Below are 23,757 nucleotides of genomic sequence, written 5' to 3' on the forward strand. Positions count from 1 at the left end.
CGGGAAAAGGCCGAAGGCGGCCCCCGCCTTCGCGGGGGCGACGGTCAACTGGAATGACCGCTATCAAAAAAAGGGCCGCCAATTCAGGGCAATTCCACCCCCAGCATCGCCGACAGGTCGGCGAGCGCCTGTTCGCCGCTCGTCACCTTGATCGCGTGCATCCCCAGCTGGCTCGCCGGTTTGCAATTGATGCCGAGGTCGTCGAGATAGATGCAGGTCGCGGGCTCCGCCCCCAGAGCCTCGCACATCATTTCATAGATTCGCGGGTCGGGTTTGCGCACGCCGACCTTGCTCGATTCGATGACATGGTCGAACCGCGCCATGATCGCCGCGACCTCGGCGGCAAGGTCTTCGCTGCGCGCCATCCCGGCGCCTTTGCCCGACGGCACATTGTTGGTGATGCAGGCAATGCCAAAGTCGCGCGCCTTCAGCGTATCGAGCGCCGCGACCATCGCCGGACGCACTGCGCCCGCGAGCACCGCCAGCACCGCCTCGCCCTCCAGTTCATGCCCCATCGCGCGCGCCTCGGCCGCGAACAGGCTGTCGAACGCCGCCGCGTCGATCTCGGCGCGCTCGAAACGGGCCCAGGCATTGCCGTCGGGGTCTGCGGCGTTGACGCGGCGAATGAAATCGCGCGGCAGCCCGCGCTCCTCCTCCAGCCGGTTGAAGGCTTCGAAGGGCGAGGCGGTGATAACGCCGCCGAAATCGAAGATGACATGCGTGTATCGAGACATGCCGCGGCTAGAGCGCAGATTGACGTTAACGTCAATCAGACCCTGCGCGCCCGAAGCTATTTCACGCGCGTGCCCGACCAGCTCGCATCCTCGATCGTCAGGTCGAGCCGGTCGGGCGAGCGCACGGTATCGAGAAGGAATACCGACGGCCCGCTCGCCGCAAGGATCGCGTCCATCGCCTTTTCGAGCGCGATGGTGACGGTCGGGAGGCGCGAATAGTCCGACTTGATCTCGACCGTGTTCGGCCCCGTTCGCGTCACGGTGATCGTGACCCCGCTTTTCGAAGCGCCGCGCGCATCGGAAATAACGTCGCCCTTGTAAGTGCCCGCGACGCGGTCGGCGAGGTCGGCCTTGCGTGCCGCAGCCGCCTTCGGCGTTTCGGCAAGTACGCCGCCGGCAGGCAGCGACAGCGCGATGGTCATGGCAGCAACAAGGGAACGCAGCATCATCGATCCTTTCGTGCGGCGGGGAAACGGACTGCCCTGTGCGACCCTTATGGAACGATAACGATCCCTTTTTTGGGGTCGGTCCGTCCTGCGAGCATTTCCCGATAGGCGGCAAGCGCCGCGTCGCCGCCGCTGCGCTTATCGACCGAAGTCAGCCGCGGCGCAACGTCCATGAAGGCGAGCCATGCTTCGGCGATCTTCTCCCCGAACGCCGCGCCGCCCCAGTCGGCGATGCGCTTCTGGCTGCGTCCGGGCGCGAAAAAGCCCTGCCGCTGGGGACCGGGCAGTCCCTCGACGTCGGCCTGCGCATCCCAATGCGATTTGCCGACGACGATTGAGGCCTTGAGGTTGTTTCCGAAATGGCTGTGCACGACGCGCGTCACCGCGCCGTTGCCGGCCATGTCGACCAGCGCCGCGGGCGTTGCAGCGTTCAATGTCATGATCTGGTCATAGCTGATGACGCGGTCGTAGATGCCTTGCGCCGCGAGTGCATCGACATTGGCCGCGCTGGTCAGACCGATCGTCTCGGGCCGGTCGGCGCGCCGCTTGAGCGAAAAGCCGAGTCCGACCGCAGTCTTGCTCGACGCGCTGGCGATCAAAATTTGCTGGACGCCATAATCGCCCTCGTCCTCGAACTGGTCGGCGATCAGCCAGCCGGTCAGGAACAGCGGGCGGAACACCGGCCAATAATCATGGTCGGCGGCGCGATAGTCGGGCAGCGCCGCGATCCGCTGATACTGGTTATAGATGGGGGGCAGGGTGGTGCGGCGCGGCGTTACGTCGATGAAACCACCGGGCCCGGCCTTGCCCACGGTCAGCACCGCGTCGCTCGCCATCGGATAATAGCCATAGAGGCGGTCGCCGACCGCGACGCCCTCGGCCGCGCTTTCGGTCACCGTCGCGAACCCCCACACCGGCAGGCGGCCGGGGCCGCCGGGCTCCGAAAAGAAATCCCAATAGCCCTGGTCGTTGCCGAACAGGCCCGCAGGCTTTCCGAACACGGCATAGGTGATGTTGTTCGCAGTCATCGCATAGCTGTCCAGATGCACGCGCACCTGACCCGGCGCGAGCGGCGCGGCCGTTTCCTCGACCAATCGGGCTTGCGTAATATCATCGCGATCGATGTCGATCGCCCAGCTCGTTGAGCTCATTTCGGACCCCTCCGATAGATTTGCCCACGGGCGCGGGCCGGTCGCCAGTCATACAGATGGGGGCGCCGCTGGCAATCGCAGCTGGCCTCAACCCACTGTCGTGCCCATCAGCGATCCGATCGCGATCGTCGCCGCCATTGCAAAGGCGCCCCAAAAGGTCACGCGGACGACCGCGCGCACCATCGGCGCCTGCCCCGCCCACGCGCCCAGCGCGCCGAGTATCGCAAGGAAGACGAGCGACGCCGCCGACACCGTCCAGGGCAGCGATGAACCGCGGTCGAGCAGCACTGTCGCGAGCGGCAGCGCCGCGCCGACCGAAAAGCTCGCCGCCGATGCGGCTGCCGCCTGGATCGGCCGCGCCGCGGTCACCGCGCTCATCCCTAGCTCGTCGCGCAAATGCGTGTCGAGCGCGTCGTGTGCGGTCAATTGCACCGCAACCTGTTCGGCGAGCGGCCGGTCGAGCCCGCGCGCCTCATAGATTTGCGTCAGCTCTTCCAGCTCGAACTCGGGATCGGCGGCAAGGTGGCGCTTCTCCAGCTCGACATCGGCCTTTTCGGCGTCGCCCTGCGAGCTGACCGAAACATATTCGCCCGCCGCCATCGACATCGCGCCCGCGACCAGCCCGGCGCTGCCGGTGATCAGGATCGACGCCTGCGACGCGCCGGCCGCCGCCACGCCGGCGATCAGACTGGCGGTCGATACGATGCCGTCATTTGCCCCCAGGATCGCGGCGCGCAGCCAGCTGATCCGCGTGACGCTATGCGTTTCCTCGTGCACGACCAACTCCCTACCAGAAACGGATGACGCCGAATTGGTCGAACAGCGCTTCGTTCGAAATCAACGTCAACTCTTCGATTTGCGCCTGCGCGATCAGCATGCGGTCAAAAGGATCGCGGTGCGGTATCTGCAACGCGCCCGCCAGCCGGGCGTGGTCGGCTGTCAGCGGCAAGGATTCGAAATCGTCTTTGGCGATTTCGTCGGAGAATTCGAGTGCATGGGCTCGTGCAAAATCGAGTTTTCCGACGCGATGTTTCTGTGCGATTTCAAAGGCTGAAATCGCCGATGCATAGATCGGCGCATCTCGTTGTTGCAGGAGGTTCTTGACCCGGGACGGCAGCACGTCCGGTGAGTAGGTGGCCCACAACAAGCTGTGGGTATCGAGCAAATATCCCTCGCTCACAGCTTGTCGTCAGGGTCGTCGGCGTCGCAATTCCACAACGCGAGATCTTCTTCGGGCAGCGGATCCCAGAACCCATCTTCCAGGGGATCCTTGCCCGGTGGGATCATGTGCGCAAGACGGCCGAGTTGCCGCTTTGGCTTCACCACATCCTTCACCGGCATCAGCTTCACCACCGGTTCCTTGCCGCGCGCGATCGTCACCTCTTCTCCCGCGAGGACGCGGGCGATCAGGCGCGACAAGTGCGTCTTGGCTTCATGGATGGTGACGATAGTCATAGCAGGAAATTTAGCTAAGCCGATTAGCTAAGTCAATATTGCAGCTGCAATCCCGGCCGGGCCCAGCGCGTCTTCACCAGCCGCCCCGTCCCCGACAGGGTGATATAGGCGTCCTGCCGGTCGGGACCGCCAAAGGCGATGTTGGTCGTGAAAATATCGTCGGTCGCGACGAATTCGACCAGCTCGCCCGCGGGCGACACGACGCTGATCCCGCATTCGCCGATCGTCGCGACGGCGATATTGCCGTTCGCCTCCATCGCGAGGCTGTCGAAGAATTTATAGCCCGCGGGGCGATAAAGCGGAATGCCCGGGCCGCCCGGCCCCGCCGCATCGTCGACCTTGCCCGGCGCGACGATGTTGAACTGGGTCAGGCGGCAGGTGTAGGTTTCGGCGGCATAAAGCCTGCTCCCGTCGGGCGAAAGGCCGATACCGTTGGGGTTATAGCTCGGGAAGATCACTTCCTCGATGAAACTGCCGTCGGCCTTGGCATAGAAGATGCCGACGATGTCGTGGCAGCGCTTGGCATAATCGACCTTGCCATGGTCGGTGAACCAGAAGCCGCCATGGCCGTCGAACATCAGGTCGTTGGGTCCGCGCAGGCTCACGCCATGGTCACCCGATTGGTAGAGAGTTTCGACCGCGCCCGTCTCGATGTCGATGCGCTCGATCCGCCCGCCCGAATAATCGTCGGCGATGCCATGCGGCGCCAGATAGCCGTTCGATTCGACATATTCGAAACCGCCATTGTTGCAGCAATAGAGTTTGCCGTCGGGGCCGAAGGCGAGGCCGTTGGGGCCGCCGCCGGGGGTCGCGATCACCTCCTTGCGCCCGCCGGGCCAACAGCGCGTGATCCGCCCTGCGGCGATTTCGGTGACGATGACGCTGCCGTCGTCCATCACCACCGGCGCTTCGGGAAAGCGCAATCCGTCGGCGATCAGTTCAAACTCGGCCATATCCTCTCCTCTTCCCTCGCTTATACCTACCCCGTCACCCCGGGCTTGATCCGGGGTCCCGCTTGAATTCGAAGCCGGTCGACGCCTCGAAAAGCGGGATCCCGGATCAAGTCCGGGATGACGAAGGGGTGCGTCTCGCTTGCTCTTCGCTATCCGCTGTGCTTTGCGGCCATCATGCCCGTTCGCACGCTCTTCGCCAGTACTTTCTACGAAGCCGACATCGGTACACACGACGTGCTCGATGCGCTGGAGGAAAGCTGCCGCCTGTTCGCCGAGGAGGATGGCGCCGGGAGGGCATGGAGCCGCGAGCATGGCTATAAAGGCTATACCAGCTACGCCAGCCTCGGCGACCTGCCCGAACGCGACCCGGCCTTTTACGATCTGAAGAGACTGCTCGACAAGCAAGTGAAGGCCTTTGCGGGGGCGTGCCACTTCGACCTCGCCAAACCCCTCAAGCTCGACAGTCTGTGGGTCAACATCCTGAAACCCGGCGGCACGCACAGCGGCCACATCCATCCGCATTCCATCGTCTCGGGCACCTTCTATGTCGCCGTCCCGCCGGGATCGGGTGCGCTCAAGCTCGAAGACCCGCGCCTGCCGATGCTCATGGCGGCGCCGGGGCGCACCGACGATGCGCCCGAACATCTGCGTCCCTTCGTCTACGCGCAGCCCGCCGCGGGCCGCGTCTTCCTGTGGGAAAGCTGGCTGCGGCATGAGGTGATGCCGCATTCGGGCAGGGGCGAACGGATCAGCATCAGCTTTAACTATCGCTGAGCCGATCCTATATCGCGCTCCGTCATTGCGAGCGAAGCGAAGCAATCTCCAGCTATCGACCTTGGCTATGGTTGATAGCTGGAGATTGCCGCGTCGCTTTGCTCCTCGCAATGACAGGATCAAAACGGAGCCCTACAAATGACCGCCACCTACGACGCCGACCTTCAGCTCTTCATCGCCGGCGCCTGGCGGAGCGGCGAGGGGCGCGACGAGCGGCCGGTTTATAACCCCGCGACCGCGGGCACCATCGCCGAACTGCCGGTGGCGACCGCCGCCGACCTCGACGAAGCGCTCGCGGCGGCGGACCGCGGCTGGCCCGTCTGGCGCGCGAAGACCCCCGACGAGCGCGCGGCGCTGATGCACAAGGCTGCGGGGCTGATCCGCGAGCGCGTCGATCATATCGCCACCCTGCTGACGCTCGAACAGGGCAAGCCGATCGCTGAAGCGCGCGGCGAGGTGCTCTCGGCCGCCGGACTGTTCGACTATTTCGCCGAACAGGGCAAGCGCATCGAGGGGCGCGTGCTCCAGCGCCCGCTGGGCCAGCGCGCGATGGTCACCAAGCACCCGGTCGGCCCCGTCGCGGGCTTCAGCCCGTGGAACTTCCCCGTCAATCTGATGGTCAAGAAAATCGCCCCCGCGCTCGCCGCGGGCTGCGTCGTGATCGCGAAAGCGCCCGAGGAAACCCCCGGCTGCACCAGCGCGGTGATGCGCTGCATCGCCGATGCGGGCATCCCCGGCGACGTCGCGCAGCTCGTCTATGGCGACCCCGACATGATCAGCCGCCACCTGCTCGCCAGCCCGGTGATCCGCAAGGTCAGCTTCACCGGCTCGACCGCGGTCGGCAAACATCTGATGAAGCTCGCCGCCGACGGGGTGAAGCGCATCACGATGGAGCTCGGCGGCCATGCGCCGGTACTGATCTTCGACGATTGCGACCTCGAAGCGACGCTCGATCGCGTCGTGTGGCAGAAATTTCGCAACGCGGGACAGGTGTGCATCTCGCCGACGCGCTTCTACGTCCAGCAAGGCATCTACGACGCTTTCGTGAAGGGCTTTGCCGAGCGCACGGCCAAGGTAAAGATCGGCAGCGGTCTCGACGTCGACACGCAGATGGGCCCGCTTGCCAACGCGCGCCGCATCCCCGCTCTGGAGGCGCTCGTCGCCGATGCCAAGGCGAAGGGCGCGCGCGTGATCGCGGGCGGCGAAGCGACGGGCGAGGGCTATTTCTTCCAGCCCACCGCGCTCGCCGACGTGCCCGTCGAGGCGGACGCGATGAACCATGAACCTTTCGGTCCGATGGCGCTGATCCGCCCGTTTGGCACCGAGGAGGAGGCCTTGGAACAGGCGAACCGCCTGCCTTACGGCCTCGCCGCCTTTGCTTTCACCGAAAATGGGCGGCGGATTAACCGGATCGTCGATAGCATCGAAAGCGGGATGGTCGGGGTGAACAGCTTCGTCATCTCGGCGCTCGACATGCCTTTCGGCGGGATCAAGGAATCGGGCTTCGGGAGCGAAAGCGGACCCGAGGGACTGGACGGCTATCTGGTGACCAAGGCCGTGCATATTTATTGAAATAAATCCTCCCTGTGCCCGCAGGGCATGGGGAGGGGGACCGCTCGCGCAGCGAGTGGTGGAGGGGCCGCGACGTTGGCGTCATAGCCCCTCTGTCAGCGCTTCGCGCTGCCACCTCCCCATGGCTTAGCCACAGCGAGGATTTTGCTCAATCCCGCTCCAGCGCCACGAAATCGCGGCCCAGCGGCGCCAGATGCGCGCCGCCGTCGACGAAGATCGTCTGCCCCGTCACCACCTCGGCGCGCGCGAGCCAGGCGACCGCGTCGGCGACCTCGGCGGGTGTCGGCAGCGCGCCCAGCGGCATCCGCTTCGCCAGCCGCTCGATCTGCGCCGCCGAATAATCGTCGGTCGCCAGGGTCAGCCCCGGCGCGACGGCATTGACGCGCGCGCGGTTCCCGAAGGCCACCGCCAGCGTCGCCGTCGCCTGCCACAGCGCCGATTTCGACAGGCTATAGGCGATCTGATCGGGCACCGGATGCGCGACGCGCTGGTCGACGATATTGACGATCGCGGGGCGCTTGCCCTCGCTCGCGGCAACCAGCGCCCTGGCGAGCAGCACCGGCGCATGATGATTGACCTGCATCATGCCGGTCAGCGCATCGGCCGACAGATCGGCCCATTCGCCCTCGGCGAACAGCGCGGCATTATTGACGAGCAGGTCGGGCGCGCGGCCGAACTTGTCGATCACCGCGGGGATCAAGGCATCAACCGCCGCCGGATCGGACAAGTCGGCGGCAAAACGCTGGCTGACCGCGCCGGTCTCGACGAGCGCTTTGGCCAGCACCGGATCGGCATCGCCCGGGCTGCGCTTGTGGATCGCGAGCGCATAGCCCTCGCGCGCCAGCCGCGCCGAAATCGCGGCGCCGACGCGGTGGAGCCCGCCCGTGACGAGAGCGAGCTTTTGCGTCATTTCCTGACCCGCCGCATCGTGATGCCGATCTCCTCGCCCTCTTCGGCGATCGCCAGCTTGACGATCTTGACCTCGACTTCCTCCACCTTCTCGTCCTGCAGGAACAGCGTGTCGATGATATGATCGGCGACGCTTTCGATCAGCACGAAATGCACATCTCTGGGAATGCCCTCGGTCGCCGCAAATTTCAGGTGCATGTAATTTTTGGAACGGCTGAGCGGCGTCGTCGGATCATAATGATCGGCCATGGCAAGCTTGGCGCGCACCGAAATGCGCAGCGGCTGCGGCAAGTGTGTTTCTTCGGAATAGATGCCGGTAAGCACCTGGGTGGTGATACCGTCCACCTCCAGCCACAATGTATCGGTCACAAGAATTTCCTGTTCGGCAGGACCGTTATTCGGCTTTCCTTCGCCGACCCCGGACCCTAAAGCGCCGCCGCATTAGCGAAAGGGTGCGCGTTGGTCGAGTTACTTCCATTGTCGAACATCGAACCGGCGGCGGTCGAGGATCTGCTCGACGCAGCGTTCGGGACCGACCGCTTTGGCCGCACCGCCTATCGCATCCGCAAAGGCATGGATGCCGTGCCAGCGCTCAGCTTTGCCGCGGTCGAGGACGGCGCCCTCGTCGGCACGATCCAGTGCTGGCCCGTCGCGCACCGCGCGGCGGACGGCACCGCGACGCCGCTCGTCATGGTCGGCCCCGTCGCGGTGCGCCCCGACCTCCAGCGCGGCGGGCACGGCCGCGCGCTGATGGCGCAGATGCTCGCCGCCGCCGAAAAAGCGGCCGACGGCGCGCTGATGATGATCGGCGATCCCGAATATTATGGTCGCTTTTTCGGCTTCACCGCCGATGCGACGGGCGCGTGGGATTTGCCGGGGCCGTATGAGCCGCGCCGCCTGCTCGCGCGCGCGGCGAACGGGCACAACCTCCCGACGGGCGCGGGGACGATCGGCCCACGCTAAGTTGCGTGCAGTTCGGCGTTGGCGCTAGTGTCCCCTCCCGCAAGCGGGAGGGGCAGCGAGGCTTGCCAGCTTGCTGGCTAGCCGCAGCGGGGTGGGCCCTCCGCGACGTCGCTGCCCACCCCCGGCCCCTCCCGCTTGCGGGAGGGGAGATTGCGTCCGCTATCTACCGCTTCCGGCCATTTAAAATCGGGGCGCGACCCTTGAGGGCTATAAAATCGCTGTCCTACATCGGTCCGTCGGCATAGCCTTGGTTCATGGCCTCCTTCTCCTTCCCCGACATGCGTTTTGCGAATGAAGTTGCGCAGATTTCTGGGCTATTCCGTGCCGCGCCTATTTTTTTCCAGTCCTCAAGCCGGGCTCGATCCGGCGTCGATAACGGCGATGCGGCCACACGGCGTCGCGAACCTTGTCAGGGAGGGCAAAAAACGGCAATCGCGAATGAACTTGCCCGGTTTTCCGCCGCTTTTCGTCGCGGAGCTTCGCGCGCTCTTCGGCACAGTGCGGCTTTACTTGCGCCCGTACATTCCTATGTCGGTGTCATGGTCACCCCCGCGCCTTCGCTGCCCAAGGACTTCGCGCAGCTCTCGCTCGCCGAAGCCGCCGAACTGCTCGCCGCGCGCAAACTGCCGCCGGTCGAAAGCTGGCACCCCGAGCGCGCCGGCGACAGCGCGATGGAAATCCGCGCTGACGGCAGCTGGTATCATGATGGCGGGCGGATCAACCGGCCGGCAATGGTCAAACTCTTCTCGACGATCCTGCGCCGCGAGGCTGATGGCAGCCATGTGCTCGTCACGCCCGCCGAAAAGCTCGCCATCGCGGTCGAGGACACGCCGTTTCGCGCGGTCGAGATGAAGAGCGAGGGCGAGGGGATGGCGCGCAAACTCGTCTTTCGCCTCGACACCGACGATCTTGTACTCGCGGGCGCCGAGCATCCGCTGTCCTTCGGCGGCGACCCCGACCACCCCGACCCGCGGCTGCATGTGCGCGGTGCGATCGGCAACGGGCTGCAGGCGCGCATCGACCGCGCGCTTTATTACGAGATTGTCGACATGGCGCTGACCGCGGGCGAAGACCCGCCCGCGATCTGGTCGAACGGCGCCCGCTTTCCCTTGGTGGATCGCTGATGCTGTCCGAAAAATTGCGCGATGCGCTCGATAATCTGTTGCCCGAACCGGGGGAGGACGAGGCGCATCTCGCCGCACCGACGCTGCGCGACGCCGCGGTGCTCGTCGCCTTCACCGACCGCCCCGACCCCGGCGTTATCCTGACTCAGCGGCCGCAATGGCTGCGCAGCCATGCCGGGCAGGTCGCCTTTCCGGGCGGCAAGATCGATCCCGGCGACCGCGATGCCATCGACGCGGCGCTGCGCGAGGCGGAGGAGGAAATTGGCCTCGGCCGCCGCGACGTGATGGTGGCGGGCGCGACCGAACCCTATCATTCGGGCAGCGGCTATCGCATCACCCCCGTGCTCGGCGTGATCCCGCCCGACCTGCCGCTCGATCCCAATCCCGACGAGGTCGAGGACTGGTTCGAGGTGCCGCTCGACATATTGTTCGACCCCGACAATTATGCCCGCCAATATGCGCATTGGCAGGGGCAGGGCCGTCATTATTATGACATGGACTGGCAGGGACGGCGGATCTGGGGCGTGACCGCGGGAATCATCGTCAATCTGGCGCGGCGCCTGCCCGCGGGGTGGCACCGGTGACGCGGCTGCCCGACGCGCCATGGCGCGAGCGGCAGGGGCTGCATCGCATCGTCGCCGCGCTGTCGGCCGATGGCGGCGCGGTCAAGATCGTCGGCGGCGCGGTGCGCGACACGCTGCTCGGCATTGCCGTCACCGACATCGACCTGGCGACGCCGCTGGTGCCCGAAGAGGTGACGCGGCGGCTCGAGGCGGCGGGGGTCAAGGTAATCCCGACCGGCATCGCCCACGGGACGGTCACCGCGATCGCGAGCGGCGACCATCACGAGATCACGACGCTGCGCCGCGACGTCGCGACCGACGGCCGCCGTGCAACGGTCGCTTTTGCCGACGACTGGCGCGACGACGCGGCGCGGCGCGACTTCACGATCAACGCGCTCTATGCCGACCCCGAAACGGGAGAGGTCGACGACTGGTTCGGCGGCCTTTCTGACCTGGCGGCGGGCCGCATCGCCTTCATCGGCGACGCCGCGACGCGCATTGCCGAGGATCATCTGCGCATCCTGCGCTTTTACCGCTTTGCAGCGCGCTTCGGGCGCGGCGCGCTCGATCCCGCCAGCCACGCCGCCGTCGTCGCAGCGCGACAGTCGCTCAAAAGCCTGTCGCGCGAACGCATCGCCGACGAGCTGACCAAGATTTTGTCGCTCCCCGACCCGCGCGCGATCGTCGCGCAGATGCACGCCGACGGCATCTTCGCGGTGCTGCTGCCCGAACTCGATCCGGGCTTTGCCGCGGCGCTCGACCGGCTGCTTGCCAGCGAAGCCGCGGCGGGCATCGCCCCCGCGCCGCTCCGCCGCCTCGCCGCGCTGCTCCCCGCCGATGCCGCGATTGCCGAACAGGTGGCGAGCCGCCTGCGCCTTTCGACGCGCCAGCGCAAGCATCTCGCCGCGCTCGGCGGCCACCGCCATGACGTCGCGCGGCCGATCCGCCAGCTGGCGCACGCGATCGGCATCGACGCGGCGCGCGACGTGCATCTGCTCGCTGGCGATCCGGCGGCGGTTCAGGCGCTGGCCGACTGGCAGGTTCCCATGCTCCCGGTGAAGGGCGGCGACATCGTCGCGCGCGGCATCGCCGCGGGGCCGGAGGTGGCGCGCATCCTGAAGGCGGTGGAGGCCGCGTGGGTGGCGGAAGATTTCCCCGGCGCGCCGCGCGTCGCCGAGCTGGTCGATCAGAAGATCGGCCGGGTGAGCGACTGACGCCAATATTCGAGCGCCGCCTTGCCATCCATCGGCCGTGCGAACAGATACCCCTGCCCAAAGTCGCATCCCAATGCCGACAACAGCCGTGCCTGGTCGGTCGTCTCGACCCCCTCGGCGGTCGTCTTCATCCCCAGCACCTCGGCCAGGCTCTGGATCGTCCGGACAATCGCCACCTTGTCGCGGTCGTCGACCATATGTTCGACGAAGCTGCGGTCGATCTTGAGCACGTCGATCGGCAGCCGCTGGAGATAGGCGAGGTTCGAATAGCCGGTGCCGAAATCGTCCATCGCCACCCGTGCGTCGAGCGCCTTCAACTCGCTCAGCACCGACAGCGCCAGATCGGGATCGCCGATGATCGCGCTTTCGGTCAGTTCGATCATCAGCCGTTCGCCGCCGATGCCGTGCTTCTGGAGCGCCTGGCGGACGACGCCGGCGACATCGTCGCGCACCAGCTGGATCGCCGAAACATTGACCGAGAAATAGGCGTTGACGACCTCCCCGCCATTCTGTCGGTCCCAGTCGGCAAGCACTGCGGCCGCCTTGCCGATCGCCCATTGACCGAGCGGGACGATCAACCCCGAATCTTCGGCGATCGGGATGAATTCGGTCGGCGCCACCGCAACGCCGCTGCCATTGTCCCACCGCGCGAGCGCTTCGAAACCCGCAACGCGCCCGCTCGCCAGCTCGATCAGCGGCTGAAAGGCCAGGTGCAGCCGGTCTTCCTCGATGGCGTTGCGCAGCTCGGTTTCCATCCCGAACCGATTGTCGGACAGCATCGCCGCCTCGGGCTCGTATATTTCGATGCGGTCGGTCTGTTTGGCCCGCTTGAGCGCGATCTGCGCGTGGCGGATCTGGTTGGCGACCTCGATCTCCGTCGCGGGCATGATCGAACAGCCGACGGCGCAATCGACGCTGACCTTGAGCTCGCCGATGCGGAACGGATGGTCGAAGCATCCGCGGATGCGCCGCGCCATTTCGCGCACATCGGCGCGGCCGCCGGCAATGCGCGTCGAAATGGCGAACTCGTCGCCGCCGGTGCGCGCCAATATGTCGCCGCTGCGCAGGCTCGATTTCAGCCGCCGCGCGACGGTGATGATCAGTTCGTCCCCTGCCATCGGGCCGATATGTTCGTTGATGCGCGAAAAGCGCGCGAGGTCGAGCAGCAGGATGGTGTGATCGGCGCCCGGCGCTTCACCGTGCGATCGCTGTTCGACCAGCTCCTCGAACCCGGCGCGGTTGGGCAGGCCGGTCAGGCTGTCGGACACCAGTTCGCGGCGCAGGTTGCGCTCGGTCATCATCTCCTGCGTCCGGTCGACCAGCGTCAGCAGGAACAGCCCGTCGTCGCCCGATTCGGTAGGCAGCGGACCGATCGATCCGCGCAGGTCGCGCGCCGCCGGCCCGTCGCCGAGCTGGCACGAAAATTCCTGGGTATCGCCATCCTGCTGCGACGCGCGTTCGATCGCGCGAAGCATCTCGATCGGCGCGTTGGCGCCGACGGGCGACAGGTTCAGCCGGTCGAACGCGGCGTTGCTGGCATGGAGACGAAAATTGCCGCGGGCCATCGGCCTGATAAGCGCCGCGGGGACAGGAAGCGCGTCGATCCAGCCGACAAACAACAAGGGCCGGTCTTCGCCGGTTCTATCGATAGGCATAACAGCGGGTTTTGTGCGACCTTTCCCCATTGCCCCATGCCTAGAGTGCGGGGAGTAAATAAGGGATTTACGGCAACAATCTTTTGTCGTCAGCCGAAGCGATTGTTGCGCGGGAAACCAGTGGGCGGCATCCGCCCCGCCGCGCCGCGCGCGACGCGCCAAGGCGCCAGATCGGTCTCGGTGCGCGTGCGGCCGCTGTCGCCGCCCATCGCCCAGCTCAGCCCCTCGGCAAAGACGAAGCTGACCGCGTCGGACAGACCCCCGTCGCGATAGCGTTGCAGCATCACCCCCTGGCCGCGCGCCATCACCGGCACCTCGGCGAGCGGGAAGACGACCAGCTTGCGATTCTCGCCGACGACCGCGACGCTGTCGTCGCCGCTCGCGACCGGGCGTACGACGGTTAGCGCTGCCCTGGGTTTCAGGTTGACGACATTGCGGCCCTTGCGCGTCTCGGCGATCACGTCGGCTGCCTGGACGACGAAGCCATGCCCGCTCGACGAAGCGAGCAGCAACCGGCCGTCGGCGCTCGCGGGGACCATCGCGACGATCCGCGCGTCGGGATCGATGTCGACCATCAGGCGCAGCGGTTCGCCGAACCCCCGACCGCCGGGCAGCTTGTCGGCGCCGACGGTGAAGAAGCGCCCGTCGCTTGCGGCGATCAGCAGCTTGTCGGTCGTCTGCGCGTGCGCGGCGAACAGCAGCTCGTCGCCTTCCTTGAATTTGAAATCGCCCCACTGGTCGACGGCGACATGCCCGCGCTGCGCGCGAATCCAGCCGCGTTTCGACAGGATAACCGTCACCGGCTCCTTCTCGATCATCGCATCGAGCGGAATCTCGCGCGTCGGCGCGGCTTCGGCGATCGTTGTCCGGCGCGCGCCGAGCAGCGTATCGAGGCCATAGACGGTGCGCAGCTTTTCCAGATCCTTGCGCAGCCGGGTGCGCTGCCGCGCGGGGCTTTCGACGAGCTTCGCCAGCTCCTCGCGCTCGGCTGTCAAATCGGCCTGTTCGCGCTTCAGCTCCATTTCTTCCAGCTTGCGCAATGACCGCAGCCGCATGTTCAATATGGCCTCGGCCTGCCGGTCGGTCAGGATGAACTCGGCGATCATCACCGGCTTGGGCTCGTCCTCGGTGCGGATGATCTCGATGATCCGATCAAGGTTGAGGAAGGCGATGATATAGCCCGCGACCAGCTCGAGCCGGTCGTCGATCTTCGCGATCCGGTGTTGCGCACGGCGGACGAGCACGACGATCTGGTGCTGGAGCCATTCGGTGAGCAGCTGTTTCAGCCCCATCACCTTCGGCGTGCGCGTCGCGTCGAGCACGTTCAGGTTGAGCGCGAAGCGGCTTTCGAGGTCGGTCAGACGATAGAGGCTTTCCTTCAGCACCTCGGGGTCGACGTTGCGGCTCTTGGGTTCGAGCACGATGCGCAGATCCTCGGCGCTTTCGTCGCGAACATCCTCCAGGATCGGCAATTTCTTGTCGGCGATCAGCTGGGCAATCTGTTCGATCAGCTTGCCCTTGGCGACCCCGTACGGAATTTCGCTGATGACAAGCTGCCAGGTGCCGCCGGACAGCTTCTCGATCCCGCTGTCTTCCCAGTCGCCACCATCCGGCTTGCCGGTCGAAAAGCGCGCGCGGACGCGAAAGCCGCCGCGCCCGGTTTCATAGGCGTGCGCGATCGTCTCGGCGCTGTCGACGACGATCCCGCCCGTCGGGAAATCGGGGCCTTTCACATGCTCAAGCAGTTCGGCGAGCTCGGCATTCGGATTTTCGATCAGCAGCAGCGCGGCGCCGATCACCTCGGCGGCGTTATGCGGCGGGATGTTCGTCGCCATGCCGACCGCGATCCCGCTCGCCCCGTTTGCAAGCAGGTTGGGGAACAAGCCCGGCATGATCTCGGGCTCTTCATCCTCGCCATTATAGGTCGGCCGGAAATCGACGGTGCCTTCGTCGAGGCCCTGCATCAGGTCGATCGCGACGCGCGTCAGCCGCGCCTCGGTATAGCGATAGGCGGCGGCGTTATCGCCGTCGATATTGCCGAAATTGCCCTGACCGTCGACCAGCGGATAACGCAGCGAGAAATCCTGCGCGAGGCGGACCATCGCGTCGTACACCGCGGTGTCGCCGTGCGGGTGGAATTTGCCGATGACGTCGCCGACGACGCGCGCCGACTTCTTGTAACCCTGCGACGGGTCGAGCCGCATCGCACGCATCGCCCACAAAAGGCGCCGGTGGACCGGTTTCAAGCCGTCGCGCAGGTCCGGCAGCGACCGCGCAGTAATCGTCGACAGCGCATAGACAAGATAGCGTTCGGACAGCGCGCTGTCGAACGGGGTATCGATGCTGTTGTCGGGGTCGGACGGAGGAAGATCGTCGGTTGTGCTGGCCATTATCGGCCGCCGATAGCAAGGCTAGCGCGCCATGGCAAAGCCTTGCGTCGGCGCGCCGCAGCATCGCCGACGCAAGGAACGCAGTCAGTCTGCGCGATGCTCACCCCTGACCCAGCGCACCGTGCCCGACGAGGCGCGCATGACAACGCTTTCGGTGGTCAGCACGCCGTCGCGGCGATGTTTGACGCCCCGCAGCAGCGATCCGTCGGTGACGCCGGTGGCGGCGAAAATCACGTCGCCCTTGGCCAGATCGCCGAGGTCATAGACGCGGTCGAGGTCCTCGATCCCCCATTTTTTTGCGCGCAGCCGCTCGTCGTCGTTGCGGAAGAGCAGGCGGCCCTTAAACTGGCCGCCGACGCAGCGCAGCGCCGCGGCGGCGAGCACGCCCTCGGGGGCGCCGCCCGACCCCATATAAATGTCGATATTGGTGTCGGGGTTGGTCGTCGCGATCACCCCGGCGACGTCGCCATCGGGAATCAGCGCGACGCCGCAGCCGATCGCGCGCAACTCGGCGATGATCGCCTCGTGGCGCGGGCGGTCGAGCACGCACACGATGATCTCTTCGGGTGCGACGCCCTTTTCCCGCGCGACCGCCGCGACATTCTCGCTGACGCTCTTGTCGAACCCGATGACGTCGGGCGAGTAGCCGGGGCCGACCGCCAGCTTGTCCATATAGACGTCGGGAGCATTGAGCAGGCAGCCTTCCTCGGCGATCGCGAGCACTGCGAGTGCGTTTGGCCCGGCCTTGGCGGTGATCGTCGTGCCTTCCAGCGGGTCGACAGCAATGTCGATCTTGGGCCCTTTGCCGGGCGCATTGCCGACCTTTTCGCCGATATAGAGCATCGGCGCCTCGTCGCGCTCACCCTCGCCGATGACGATCGTGCCGTCCATATACAGCGTGTTGAAGGCGTTGCGCATCGCCTCGACCGCGGCGGCGTCGGCAGCCTTTTCGTCGCCGCGGCCGATCAGCTTCGCGGCGGCGATCGCCGCGGCTTCGGTGACGCGCACCATTTCGAGCACGAGCACCCGGTCGAGGTTGCTGCCGCTTTTCGTCATCTCCGCCACTCTCCGTCTTTACTTGCTGCGCCGGTTCGGCATGGTGCGCGCCATATGGCCCGTCGCCCCGCTTGTCGAGAATGCTTCGCCCGATTCGCCGCGGCTTTCGTGCTCTCGTGCGTCATGCCCGTCACGGCGGGTGCGCAGATGCAGGGGCCGCCCGCGCCGCCACCGCCGCGCGACGCCGAAAGTGCGGCCGCAAACACAAAAGAACTGGTCGATCCGATCCGACGCTGCAAGCCTGCCGAGGACGGGACGATCACTGTCTGCGGCACGGACACCGAACGCCACCGCCTGACCCCCGAACTGCGCGCGATCGCGCAAGAGGGCCGCGAGGCGCCACCCAAGCTGCCGCGGGCCGAAGCGCGGGCGATGAGCCTCGACAAATTGCCTTATAACTGGGTGTCGATCGGCGGCCGGATGAAGCCCGGCCCCGAATATAACGCACTCTATGAAATGGCGAAGAAACGCACCGATCCCGAAACCGGAACGCCGGCGCCTGTGGAGGAGGAACCCTAGAGCGCCAGGATCGGCATCCGCATTGGCGCGCCGACGACATGGTCCGATGCGCCCAGCACGTCGAGAGCTGCGTGGATCGCGCTCGCCGGGCCCTCGTGTGTCACGAGCACGATGACGACCCCACCTTCACCCTCGCTCCCGCGCTGGATAAGGCTTTCGATCGATACGCCCGCATCGCGCATCGCCGTCGCGATCTCGGCGAGCACGCCGATCCGGTCCTCGACGATCAGGCGGACATAATGTTTGCCGACGCGCGCGCCGGCATCGGCGGTGGGCGCGGCGTCGAGCGCATCGACCGGCATCGCAAAGGCCGGGCCATATTCGTCGCGTGCGATGTCGATGATGTCGGCAACGATCGCCGACGCCGTGGGCCCCGCGCCCGCGCCCGCGCCCTCGAAGAAGAGGCGGCCGACGAAATTTCCTTCGGCGACCACGGCATTGAGGGCGCCAGGGACATAAGCCAGCGGATGGTCGGCAGGCACGAGGCACGGCTGGACATGCTGGTAGAGCCCGTTTTCGTTGCGCTCCGCCATGCCGATCAGGCGGACGCGGTGCCCCAGCGCCTCGGCCTCGCGGATGTCGGCGGCGATCAGGTTCCGGATGCCGTCAGCGGTCACCGCGTCGATGTCGAGCCGTGTTCCGAAGCAGAGTGCGGCGAGAATCGACAATTTATGCGCGGCGTCGATGCCATCGACGTCGAAGGTGGGATCGGCCTCGGCATAGCCCTCGGCCTGCGCGGCGGCGAGCGCGTCGGCGAAGCTTGCGCCGTTCCGTTCCATCTGCGTCAGGATATAATTGCAGGTGCCGTTGAGGATGCCATAGACGCGCGCGATCTCGTTCGCCGACGCGCCCTCGCGGATCGCCTTGATGACGGGGATGCCGCCCGCGACCGCGGCTTCATATTTGAGCGGCGTGTCTTTTTCTTCGGCGATGCGCGCCAGATCCAGCCCATGATGCGCGATCATCGCCTTGTTCGCGGTTACCAGCGCCTTGCCCGCGCCGAGCGCGCGCCGCGCCATCGTCAGCGCCGATCCGTCGGCGCCGCCGATCATCTCGACGACGACATCGACGTCGTCCGCCGCGACGAGCGCGTCCATATCGTCTTCCCAGCGATAGCGCGACAGGTCGATGCCGCGGTCCTTGTGCCGGTCGCGCGCCGACACCGCGACGATCTCGATCGGCCGCCCCGCGCGCCGCGCGATCAGCTCGCGGTTCGCCTCGAGCAGGCGGACGACGCCGCCGCCGACGACGCCGATGCCGGCGAGCGCGACGCGCAGCGGCGGGCGGGGAGCGGTCGGGGCGATATGGGGCGACATGGCTTCAGGACTCCGTACGGGCGGGCGGGGGCCGTCCCCGCCATCGCCGCCGCCCTATCGGCTTTTGCGCGAGAGACAAGCCTGCCGCGCTTTCGGACGCCCAAGCGCTGCTTTAGCCTTCGGGGGGCTTGCGCGTCCGCGTGCAGTCGCCGAGCGCCCCCAATATGACGCCATAATCCGCGGCGGCCTTGCTCCGGTCTGCGGGCGCGGTGCCGGCAAGCTTGTCCAGCGGCAACCGGCGCGGCAGCCCACATGCGAGACGATACCACGCAAGGGTGTCGCGCGCCGGGACCGCGGCAGATCCGTCAACGATCTCGCCGAACGCCGCGGCCCAGCGCCGCGATCCGTCCGCGGCGGTCAGGACGGTCAGCGATACCGGCTCGCCCGTCGCGGTGTTCAGGAACAGCTGCGTCTCGCCCTCGCCGGGAAGCGTGCCGGGAACGTGGAAGCCGTTGGCGATGCCGGTGATCGCGGGCGGCGCGCCGGGCTTGACCAGTTCGGTCAGGATCGCGCGGAGCTGCGCCTCGGTCGCCGCGTCCCACGGCAATTGCGCATCGGGTGCGATCAGCTGGACGCTGCCGGTGCTGCTGGCTCCTGCCGCGGCGCCCGCGACGGGGCGGGCGAAGAGCAGGACCGGCTGCTTCTTTTTCAGCTTCGCGGGCTTGCCCCGCGCATCGTTCGGCAGGTCGACGAGGTAGGAGATTCGCGCGGCGAGCGGCCCGCGGCCGCGAATCAGGCTGACGACATCGGCCTCGACATAGAATCGGCTGTGGCCCGCTGCGACTCCGGGCGCGCGTTCGGCTTTGAGCGCCGCGGCGCTATGGATGCGCGCGTGCAGGGCGATCGGCGCCGCCGTGGCAAGATCGGCGATGTCGGCATAGGTGTAAGGGCTTGCGGTCGCAGCGGCCTCTGTCCGCTGCATTGCCGAAACGCTTGGAATTCCAAAGGCTAAAGTCAAGGCGCCGACGATAGCGGCCGTGTGGGGGAGGCGCATGATCGATCCTCTTTCCTGGTTTTTTCATCATCGATGACACCGGTATCGGTGCCGAAAACCCCATCATGGGACAGGGCACATTAACCGCTGATAAAGGGTTTGCGAATGTGCCGCCACCGCGATAGGACGGGCGCGAAGTGTCCGGCGAGAACATAATAAGCCGGATGCCGCGCCGTCGGGTCTGTGGAAACGCATCGGAAATCATCCGGGCATTTGGCAACCGTCCCGAGGGTTGGGAATTGGTGTCAGGATGATCTAGCAAGGAGCGTCGTCCCTGAATGGCTTATGGTGATAATGTCGACCCTAAAAATAGGGTAGTGGCAATCGTCTTGGTCGGTCTGTTCACTGCTGTTCTGGGCTACGGCCTGGTCAACGGCCTGAATATCAGCATCGTTAAGAAGATTGCCGAAAAATTGGACGTGGTGGACGTCGAAGAGCCGCCGCCGCCGGAAGAACCGCCGCCGCCGCCGCCGCCGGACAATGTCCTGCCGCCGCCGCCGCCGGTTGTCACGCCGCCGTCGCCGATTCCGCCGCCGGTGACGACGAATACGATCCAGTCGGTGCCGAAGGCGCCGCCGACGCCGCCGCCGCCCGTCTTCACGCCGCCTGCGCCCCCCGCGCCGCCGGCCCCCGACCTCAGCCAGGCCGGTTCGCCGCGCGGCAACCCGGGTCGTTGGGCGACGAACGACGACTATCCGGCACGTGCGATGCGCGAAGAGCGCGAAGGCACGACGGGTTTCCGCGTGACCTATGGGGCCGATGGCCGCATCACCTCGTGCGACATCACCTCGTCGAGCGGTCATTCCGACCTTGATGCCGAAACGTGCAAGCTCATCACCCGCCGCGGCCGGTTCAATCCGGGGAAGGATCGCGAGGGCAATCCGACGGGTGGCACGTACAGCAACCGTATCCGCTGGCAGATCCCCCGCTGATCTGGCGCGACCCTATCTGTTTTCGATTTGAACAAATTCTTTGAGAGGGAATTTCCTATATGTTTAATCTGATCGCAAACGCCGCCGCTGCGGCGCCGGCTGCCGCTCATGAGGCAGGCCTGAGCCTGATGCCCGCATCGATGTGCGTGAAGGAAGAAGGCCAGAACCCTTATGGTCTGGTTCCTGCACTGTGCGAAGGCGGCATCGTGTCGCAGCTCACCTTCCTGATCCTGCTGATCATGTTCGTCGGCACGCTCTACATCCTGTTCACCAAGCTGTTCGAACAGAATAAGGTGATCAGCCAGGGCAAGACCGTCGATGCCAATTTCTGGCGCGCGCCGACGCTCGCCGATGGCGCCGCGAAGCTCGAAAAGAACAGTGCTTATCGTCAGGTTGTCGAAGACGGCCTGCGCGCCAACGAAGAGCATAACAAGCTGACCGACCCCGTCGAAGCGCATGACTGGATGCACGGCACGCTCGAGCGTTCGCAGAACCACATCAACTCGAAGCTCAACGGTGGCCTCGCCTTCCTTGCGACCGTCGGTTCGACCGCGCCGTTCATCGGTCTGTTCGGTACCGTTATCGGTATTCTGCGTGCGCTCGTGAAGATCGGTGCGTCGGGTCAGGCGTCGATCGACACCGTCGCCGGTCCGGTCGGTGAAGCGCTCATCATGACCGCCATCGGTCTGATCGTTGCGGTTCCCGCGGTGCTCGCGTTCAACTGGCTCCAGAGCCGCAACAAGATGATCGCCCGCCGTCTCTCGATCTTCTCGAACGACGTTCTCGGCTCGATCATGTCGAATGGCCAGGTGAAGCCGACGTCGGCGACGGTGGCAAAGGCTGCTGCCGCATCGGCCGCGGCTCCGAAAAAGGCCTGATTAGGCTCCTGGATCCCCGTCCCCTTCGCGGGGGCGGGGTCCGCTGGACGGAGAAGCTTTCCGTCCATGACAGATAATTTTGTGACAGGATGCTAATCCTATGGCGATGAGTGTAGGCGAAAAGGGCGGCGAAGACGCCCCGATGTCCGAAATCAACACGACCCCGCTCGTGGACATCATGCTCGTGCTTCTCATCATCTTCCTCATCACGGTTCCCGTGGTGTTGGAGACGGTGGACCTCGAGCTGCCCGACGTGGTTTTTGAACCGACGACGACGAAGCCGGAAAATGTGCTGCTGTCGATCCGTTCGGCCGATACCGACGGCGATGGCCAGCCGAACGCCGAAAGCTCGGCGTGCGAAGTTTACTGGGGCCAGACCCCGGTCGATTCGCGGCAGCTGCTCGAACGCGGGCAGGCGAAGCTGGAAAAGCTGCTCGAAGACATTGGCGGTCCGCAGAACATCACCGAAGAAAACTTCCCCGAAGTGCATATCCGCGGCGACGTCAACACGCCGTATCAGTGCATCGGCGGCGTGATCTACACGATGCAATATGCTGGCTTCCAGAAGATCGGGTTCATCTCGGAACCGGCTCCCGGCTCGGGCACGGTGGGTCGCCTCTAAGGCGATCCGCTCAATTATGAAGGAATAACCCTATGTCCATGGCAGTTGGAGAACGGGACGACAACGAACCGATGATGGACATGAACACGACGCCGCTGATCGACGTCATGCTCGTGCTTCTCATCATGTTCATCATCACAATCCCGGTCCAGACCCACGCTGTGAAGATCGACCTGCCGGTTCCGAACAACGACACCAGCAATGTCGATCCCGAAAAGAACAAGGTGATGATCGATCCCGCCGGAACGATCACCTGGAACGGCACGCCGGTCGATCTGGCGCAGCTTGCGCAATATCTGGAACAGACCAAGGCGCTGCCGGTCGAACCCGAATTGCAGGTCCAGCCTGACCCATTCGCACGCTATATCGTCGTCGACAATGTCATGGCGGTGATCAAGCGCAGCGGCGTCGGCAAGCTCGGCTTTGTCGGCAACGAACAATATGCCCGCGTTTTCTGATCTCTGAAATCAGAACCGCAAGGCAAAACAGGGGGCCGCGAAGCGATTCGCGGCCCCTTTGTTGTGCATGGCGCTGGCTGCTCACGACCGGAAGCAGACATAAGGAAAAGTCAGCCCCTCCCCTTCAGGGGAGGGGCAACGAAGACTTGGCAGCTTGCTGCCTAGTCGTAGTGGGGTGGGGCCTATCGGCCTCGCGCAAGGCCGGTAGGCCCCACCCCAACCCCTCCCCTAAAGGGGAGGGGCTTCCGTCGCGCCGAACGTCCGCTTTCCACCCCAAAGCGGACACCGCAGAACGGCCTTTTCTACCTACGCTGTCGCGACAGCCCTCCCCGCGCATTTCTCTTGGCGCAACTAAAGTCGCTGCCCGCCCCGCCGGTGCACCAAACCACGCGCGACTATAGTCTTGGAACGGGAACCGAAAACCGGCATCGTCGCGCACGGGATCGAAACGCGACGTCACCGCGTTCTGACTCCGACGCGACAACAGGGAGCAGCAATATGACGATCGGTTCGCAGCATAAACGGTTTCTCGTCCCCGGCGGCGTTCTTGCAGCCGCGCTGCTTCTCGCCGGCTGTGCGGGGACCAGCAAATCGCCGACGGCGACGCTGCCGCCGCCCGACGCCTTTGCCCAGCTTTACGACGCGAGCGGCGCCAACCGTGGGCGCGCCGACATCTACCGCGACGCCAGCGGCCTGCGTGTCGAGCTGATTGCGCGCGGTTTCGGCCCGGGCACCTATGGCATGCACGTCCACGCGATCGGGCAATGCACGCCGCCCGAATTCACGAGCGCGGGACCGCATTGGAACCCGTCGGGAGCTCAGCATGGCCGCGAAAATCCGATGGGCGCACACCATGGCGACCTGCCTAATCTGGTCGTCGAACCCGACGAAATCGGCCGTGCGACGCTGCGTTTGGTTGGCTCGCGCTTGAATGGCGACGGGGGCCTGCTCGACGCCGACGGCGCGGCTTTCGTCATCCATGCCGGTCCCGACGATTACAAAACCGACCCAAGCGGCAACAGCGGCGGACGCGTCGCCTGCGGCGTGATCGTCGCCGGCGGGACCGGCGACGACTGATC

Annotated in this window: 26 protein-coding genes; 12 read left to right on the forward strand and 14 right to left on the reverse strand. The window is 65.7% G+C overall.

The window, feature by feature from the left end:
- Nucleotides 1-83: 83 nt before the first annotated feature.
- The 7 genes from VSX77_RS08470 to VSX77_RS08500 form a co-directional block, all read right to left on the reverse strand.
- Nucleotides 84-734 carry an HAD-IA family hydrolase gene (locus VSX77_RS08470; RefSeq protein ID WP_338424170.1) on the reverse strand — a complete coding sequence of 217 codons (651 nt, stop codon included), beginning with the start codon at nt 732-734 and terminating at the stop codon, nt 84-86.
- 56 nt (nt 735-790) lie between these two features.
- Nucleotides 791-1,180 carry a hypothetical protein gene (locus VSX77_RS08475; protein WP_338424171.1) on the reverse strand — a complete coding sequence of 130 codons (390 nt, stop codon included), beginning with the start codon at nt 1,178-1,180 and terminating at the stop codon, nt 791-793.
- A gap of 47 nt (nt 1,181-1,227) precedes the next feature.
- Entirely contained in the window at nt 1,228-2,331 is a 1,104-nt protein-coding gene (locus tag VSX77_RS08480) for a DUF2855 family protein (protein WP_338424172.1), read from the reverse strand.
- Nucleotides 2,332-2,418: 87 nt separating this feature from the next.
- Nucleotides 2,419-3,108 carry a VIT1/CCC1 transporter family protein gene (locus VSX77_RS08485; RefSeq protein ID WP_338424173.1) on the reverse strand — a complete coding sequence of 230 codons (690 nt, stop codon included), beginning with the start codon at nt 3,106-3,108 and terminating at the stop codon, nt 2,419-2,421.
- 10 nt (nt 3,109-3,118) lie between these two features.
- Nucleotides 3,119-3,496 carry a type II toxin-antitoxin system VapC family toxin gene (locus tag VSX77_RS08490; RefSeq protein ID WP_338424174.1) on the reverse strand — a complete coding sequence of 126 codons (378 nt, stop codon included), beginning with the start codon at nt 3,494-3,496 and terminating at the stop codon, nt 3,119-3,121.
- 11 nt (nt 3,497-3,507) lie between these two features.
- Complete coding sequence (locus VSX77_RS08495; protein WP_338424175.1) at nt 3,508-3,786, reverse strand: type II toxin-antitoxin system Phd/YefM family antitoxin; 279 nt, start codon at nt 3,784-3,786, stop codon at nt 3,508-3,510.
- A gap of 32 nt (nt 3,787-3,818) precedes the next feature.
- Nucleotides 3,819-4,739, reverse strand: coding sequence for an SMP-30/gluconolactonase/LRE family protein (locus VSX77_RS08500; RefSeq protein WP_338424176.1), 921 nt, complete (start codon nt 4,737-4,739; stop codon nt 3,819-3,821).
- A gap of 174 nt (nt 4,740-4,913) precedes the next feature.
- On the opposite strand from VSX77_RS08500, the gene VSX77_RS08505 reads away from it, so the two are divergent.
- Together VSX77_RS08505 and VSX77_RS08510 are read left to right on the forward strand one after the other, a co-directional pair.
- Complete coding sequence (locus tag VSX77_RS08505; RefSeq protein WP_338424177.1) at nt 4,914-5,513, forward strand: TIGR02466 family protein; 600 nt, start codon at nt 4,914-4,916, stop codon at nt 5,511-5,513.
- A 138-nt stretch (nt 5,514-5,651) separates the two neighbouring features.
- A complete protein-coding gene (locus tag VSX77_RS08510) occupies nt 5,652-7,085 on the forward strand; it encodes an NAD-dependent succinate-semialdehyde dehydrogenase (RefSeq protein ID WP_338424178.1) in 1,434 nt (477 codons plus the stop codon).
- Nucleotides 7,086-7,233: 148 nt separating this feature from the next.
- On the opposite strand, the gene VSX77_RS08515 is transcribed toward VSX77_RS08510, so the two are convergent.
- Nucleotides 7,234-7,995: an SDR family oxidoreductase gene (locus VSX77_RS08515; RefSeq protein WP_338424179.1), complete on the reverse strand. Its 762-nt coding sequence runs from the start codon at nt 7,993-7,995 to the stop codon at nt 7,234-7,236.
- The gene (locus tag VSX77_RS08520; RefSeq protein ID WP_338424180.1) at nt 7,992-8,363 is read right to left on the reverse strand and encodes a dihydroneopterin aldolase; all 372 of its coding nucleotides are present in this window, start codon (nt 8,361-8,363) and stop codon (nt 7,992-7,994) included. The genes VSX77_RS08515 and VSX77_RS08520 overlap by 4 nt, the downstream gene beginning before the upstream one ends.
- A gap of 90 nt (nt 8,364-8,453) precedes the next feature.
- Between VSX77_RS08520 and VSX77_RS08525 the strand changes: the two genes are divergently transcribed.
- The 4 genes from VSX77_RS08525 to VSX77_RS08540 all read left to right on the forward strand — a co-directional run bounded on the left by VSX77_RS08525 (nt 8,454) and on the right by VSX77_RS08540 (nt 11,858).
- Entirely contained in the window at nt 8,454-8,957 is a 504-nt protein-coding gene (locus VSX77_RS08525) for a GNAT family N-acetyltransferase (RefSeq protein WP_338424181.1), read from the forward strand.
- Nucleotides 8,958-9,496: 539 nt separating this feature from the next.
- Nucleotides 9,497-10,081 carry a DUF1285 domain-containing protein gene (locus tag VSX77_RS08530; RefSeq protein ID WP_338424182.1) on the forward strand — a complete coding sequence of 195 codons (585 nt, stop codon included), beginning with the start codon at nt 9,497-9,499 and terminating at the stop codon, nt 10,079-10,081.
- Nucleotides 10,081-10,665 (forward strand): CoA pyrophosphatase, encoded by a 585-nt coding sequence (locus VSX77_RS08535; RefSeq protein ID WP_338424183.1) that lies wholly within the window; start codon nt 10,081-10,083, stop codon nt 10,663-10,665. The genes VSX77_RS08530 and VSX77_RS08535 overlap by 1 nt, the downstream gene beginning before the upstream one ends.
- A complete protein-coding gene (locus VSX77_RS08540) occupies nt 10,662-11,858 on the forward strand; it encodes a CCA tRNA nucleotidyltransferase (protein ID WP_338424184.1) in 1,197 nt (398 codons plus the stop codon). The genes VSX77_RS08535 and VSX77_RS08540 overlap by 4 nt, the downstream gene beginning before the upstream one ends.
- Here VSX77_RS08540 and VSX77_RS08545 read toward each other — a convergent pair.
- The 3 genes from VSX77_RS08545 to glpX all read right to left on the reverse strand — a co-directional run bounded on the left by VSX77_RS08545 (nt 11,831) and on the right by glpX (nt 16,959).
- Nucleotides 11,831-13,513 carry a putative bifunctional diguanylate cyclase/phosphodiesterase gene (locus tag VSX77_RS08545; RefSeq protein ID WP_338424185.1) on the reverse strand — a complete coding sequence of 561 codons (1,683 nt, stop codon included), beginning with the start codon at nt 13,511-13,513 and terminating at the stop codon, nt 11,831-11,833. The genes VSX77_RS08540 and VSX77_RS08545 overlap by 28 nt on opposite strands.
- Before the next feature lie 89 nt (nt 13,514-13,602).
- Nucleotides 13,603-15,903: a DNA topoisomerase IV subunit A gene (gene parC, locus VSX77_RS08550; protein ID WP_338424186.1), complete on the reverse strand. Its 2,301-nt coding sequence runs from the start codon at nt 15,901-15,903 to the stop codon at nt 13,603-13,605.
- Between the two features lie 84 nt (nt 15,904-15,987).
- The gene (glpX, locus tag VSX77_RS08555) at nt 15,988-16,959 is read right to left on the reverse strand and encodes a class II fructose-bisphosphatase (RefSeq protein ID WP_338427244.1); all 972 of its coding nucleotides are present in this window, start codon (nt 16,957-16,959) and stop codon (nt 15,988-15,990) included.
- 123 nt (nt 16,960-17,082) lie between these two features.
- Between glpX and VSX77_RS08560 the strand changes: the two genes are divergently transcribed.
- Nucleotides 17,083-17,478 (forward strand): hypothetical protein, encoded by a 396-nt coding sequence (locus tag VSX77_RS08560; protein ID WP_338424187.1) that lies wholly within the window; start codon nt 17,083-17,085, stop codon nt 17,476-17,478.
- On the opposite strand, the gene VSX77_RS08565 is transcribed toward VSX77_RS08560, so the two are convergent.
- Complete coding sequence (locus VSX77_RS08565; RefSeq protein WP_338424188.1) at nt 17,475-18,794, reverse strand: homoserine dehydrogenase; 1,320 nt, start codon at nt 18,792-18,794, stop codon at nt 17,475-17,477. The genes VSX77_RS08560 and VSX77_RS08565 overlap by 4 nt on opposite strands.
- Before the next feature lie 112 nt (nt 18,795-18,906).
- Complete coding sequence (locus tag VSX77_RS08570; RefSeq protein WP_338424189.1) at nt 18,907-19,716, reverse strand: hypothetical protein; 810 nt, start codon at nt 19,714-19,716, stop codon at nt 18,907-18,909.
- Between the two features lie 350 nt (nt 19,717-20,066).
- On the opposite strand from VSX77_RS08570, the gene VSX77_RS08575 reads away from it, so the two are divergent.
- The 5 genes from VSX77_RS08575 (at nt 20,067) to VSX77_RS08595 (ending at nt 23,755) form a co-directional block, all read left to right on the forward strand.
- Nucleotides 20,067-20,720: an energy transducer TonB gene (locus tag VSX77_RS08575; RefSeq protein ID WP_338424190.1), complete on the forward strand. Its 654-nt coding sequence runs from the start codon at nt 20,067-20,069 to the stop codon at nt 20,718-20,720.
- 140 nt (nt 20,721-20,860) lie between these two features.
- Nucleotides 20,861-21,598, forward strand: coding sequence for a MotA/TolQ/ExbB proton channel family protein (locus VSX77_RS08580; protein ID WP_338427245.1), 738 nt, complete (start codon nt 20,861-20,863; stop codon nt 21,596-21,598).
- Between the two features lie 100 nt (nt 21,599-21,698).
- Complete coding sequence (locus tag VSX77_RS08585) at nt 21,699-22,220, forward strand: ExbD/TolR family protein (RefSeq protein ID WP_338424191.1); 522 nt, start codon at nt 21,699-21,701, stop codon at nt 22,218-22,220.
- Between the two features lie 32 nt (nt 22,221-22,252).
- On the forward strand, nt 22,253-22,678 hold the full coding sequence (locus VSX77_RS08590) for an ExbD/TolR family protein (protein ID WP_338424192.1): 426 nt from the start codon (nt 22,253-22,255) through the stop codon (nt 22,676-22,678).
- Nucleotides 22,679-23,176: 498 nt separating this feature from the next.
- A complete protein-coding gene (locus VSX77_RS08595; RefSeq protein WP_338424193.1) occupies nt 23,177-23,755 on the forward strand; it encodes a superoxide dismutase family protein in 579 nt (192 codons plus the stop codon).
- Nucleotides 23,756-23,757 lie beyond the last annotated feature (2 nt).

Source organism: Sphingopyxis sp. TUF1, from assembly GCF_036687315.1.
Lineage (GTDB): Bacteria > Pseudomonadota > Alphaproteobacteria > Sphingomonadales > Sphingomonadaceae > Sphingopyxis > Sphingopyxis kveilinensis.

What these genes read in the sequence shown, in the direction of transcription:
- parC (WP_338424186.1), bottom strand. Translation starts at nt 15,903, where the DNA reads ATGGCCAGCACAACCGACGATCTTCCTCCGTCCGACCCCGACAACAGC.
- VSX77_RS08505 (WP_338424177.1), top strand. Translation starts at nt 4,914, where the DNA reads ATGCCCGTTCGCACGCTCTTCGCCAGTACTTTCTACGAAGCCGACATC.
- VSX77_RS08530 (WP_338424182.1), top strand. Translation starts at nt 9,497, where the DNA reads ATGGTCACCCCCGCGCCTTCGCTGCCCAAGGACTTCGCGCAGCTCTCG.
- VSX77_RS08480 (WP_338424172.1), bottom strand. Translation starts at nt 2,331, where the DNA reads ATGAGCTCAACGAGCTGGGCGATCGACATCGATCGCGATGATATTACG.
- VSX77_RS08580 (WP_338427245.1), top strand. Translation starts at nt 20,861, where the DNA reads ATGTGCGTGAAGGAAGAAGGCCAGAACCCTTATGGTCTGGTTCCTGCA.
- VSX77_RS08575 (WP_338424190.1), top strand. Translation starts at nt 20,067, where the DNA reads ATGGCTTATGGTGATAATGTCGACCCTAAAAATAGGGTAGTGGCAATC.
- VSX77_RS08585 (WP_338424191.1), top strand. Translation starts at nt 21,699, where the DNA reads ATGGCGATGAGTGTAGGCGAAAAGGGCGGCGAAGACGCCCCGATGTCC.
- VSX77_RS08590 (WP_338424192.1), top strand. Translation starts at nt 22,253, where the DNA reads ATGTCCATGGCAGTTGGAGAACGGGACGACAACGAACCGATGATGGAC.
- VSX77_RS08560 (WP_338424187.1), top strand. Translation starts at nt 17,083, where the DNA reads ATGCCCGTCACGGCGGGTGCGCAGATGCAGGGGCCGCCCGCGCCGCCA.
- VSX77_RS08475 (WP_338424171.1), bottom strand. Translation starts at nt 1,180, where the DNA reads ATGCTGCGTTCCCTTGTTGCTGCCATGACCATCGCGCTGTCGCTGCCT.
- VSX77_RS08545 (WP_338424185.1), bottom strand. Translation starts at nt 13,513, where the DNA reads ATGCCTATCGATAGAACCGGCGAAGACCGGCCCTTGTTGTTTGTCGGC.
- VSX77_RS08595 (WP_338424193.1), top strand. Translation starts at nt 23,177, where the DNA reads ATGACGATCGGTTCGCAGCATAAACGGTTTCTCGTCCCCGGCGGCGTT.
- VSX77_RS08470 (WP_338424170.1), bottom strand. Translation starts at nt 734, where the DNA reads ATGTCTCGATACACGCATGTCATCTTCGATTTCGGCGGCGTTATCACC.
- VSX77_RS08495 (WP_338424175.1), bottom strand. Translation starts at nt 3,786, where the DNA reads ATGACTATCGTCACCATCCATGAAGCCAAGACGCACTTGTCGCGCCTG.
- VSX77_RS08570 (WP_338424189.1), bottom strand. Translation starts at nt 19,716, where the DNA reads ATGCAGCGGACAGAGGCCGCTGCGACCGCAAGCCCTTACACCTATGCC.
- glpX (WP_338427244.1), bottom strand. Translation starts at nt 16,959, where the DNA reads ATGACGAAAAGCGGCAGCAACCTCGACCGGGTGCTCGTGCTCGAAATG.
- VSX77_RS08500 (WP_338424176.1), bottom strand. Translation starts at nt 4,739, where the DNA reads ATGGCCGAGTTTGAACTGATCGCCGACGGATTGCGCTTTCCCGAAGCG.
- VSX77_RS08510 (WP_338424178.1), top strand. Translation starts at nt 5,652, where the DNA reads ATGACCGCCACCTACGACGCCGACCTTCAGCTCTTCATCGCCGGCGCC.
- VSX77_RS08535 (WP_338424183.1), top strand. Translation starts at nt 10,081, where the DNA reads ATGCTGTCCGAAAAATTGCGCGATGCGCTCGATAATCTGTTGCCCGAA.
- VSX77_RS08515 (WP_338424179.1), bottom strand. Translation starts at nt 7,995, where the DNA reads ATGACGCAAAAGCTCGCTCTCGTCACGGGCGGGCTCCACCGCGTCGGC.
- VSX77_RS08565 (WP_338424188.1), bottom strand. Translation starts at nt 18,794, where the DNA reads ATGTCGCCCCATATCGCCCCGACCGCTCCCCGCCCGCCGCTGCGCGTC.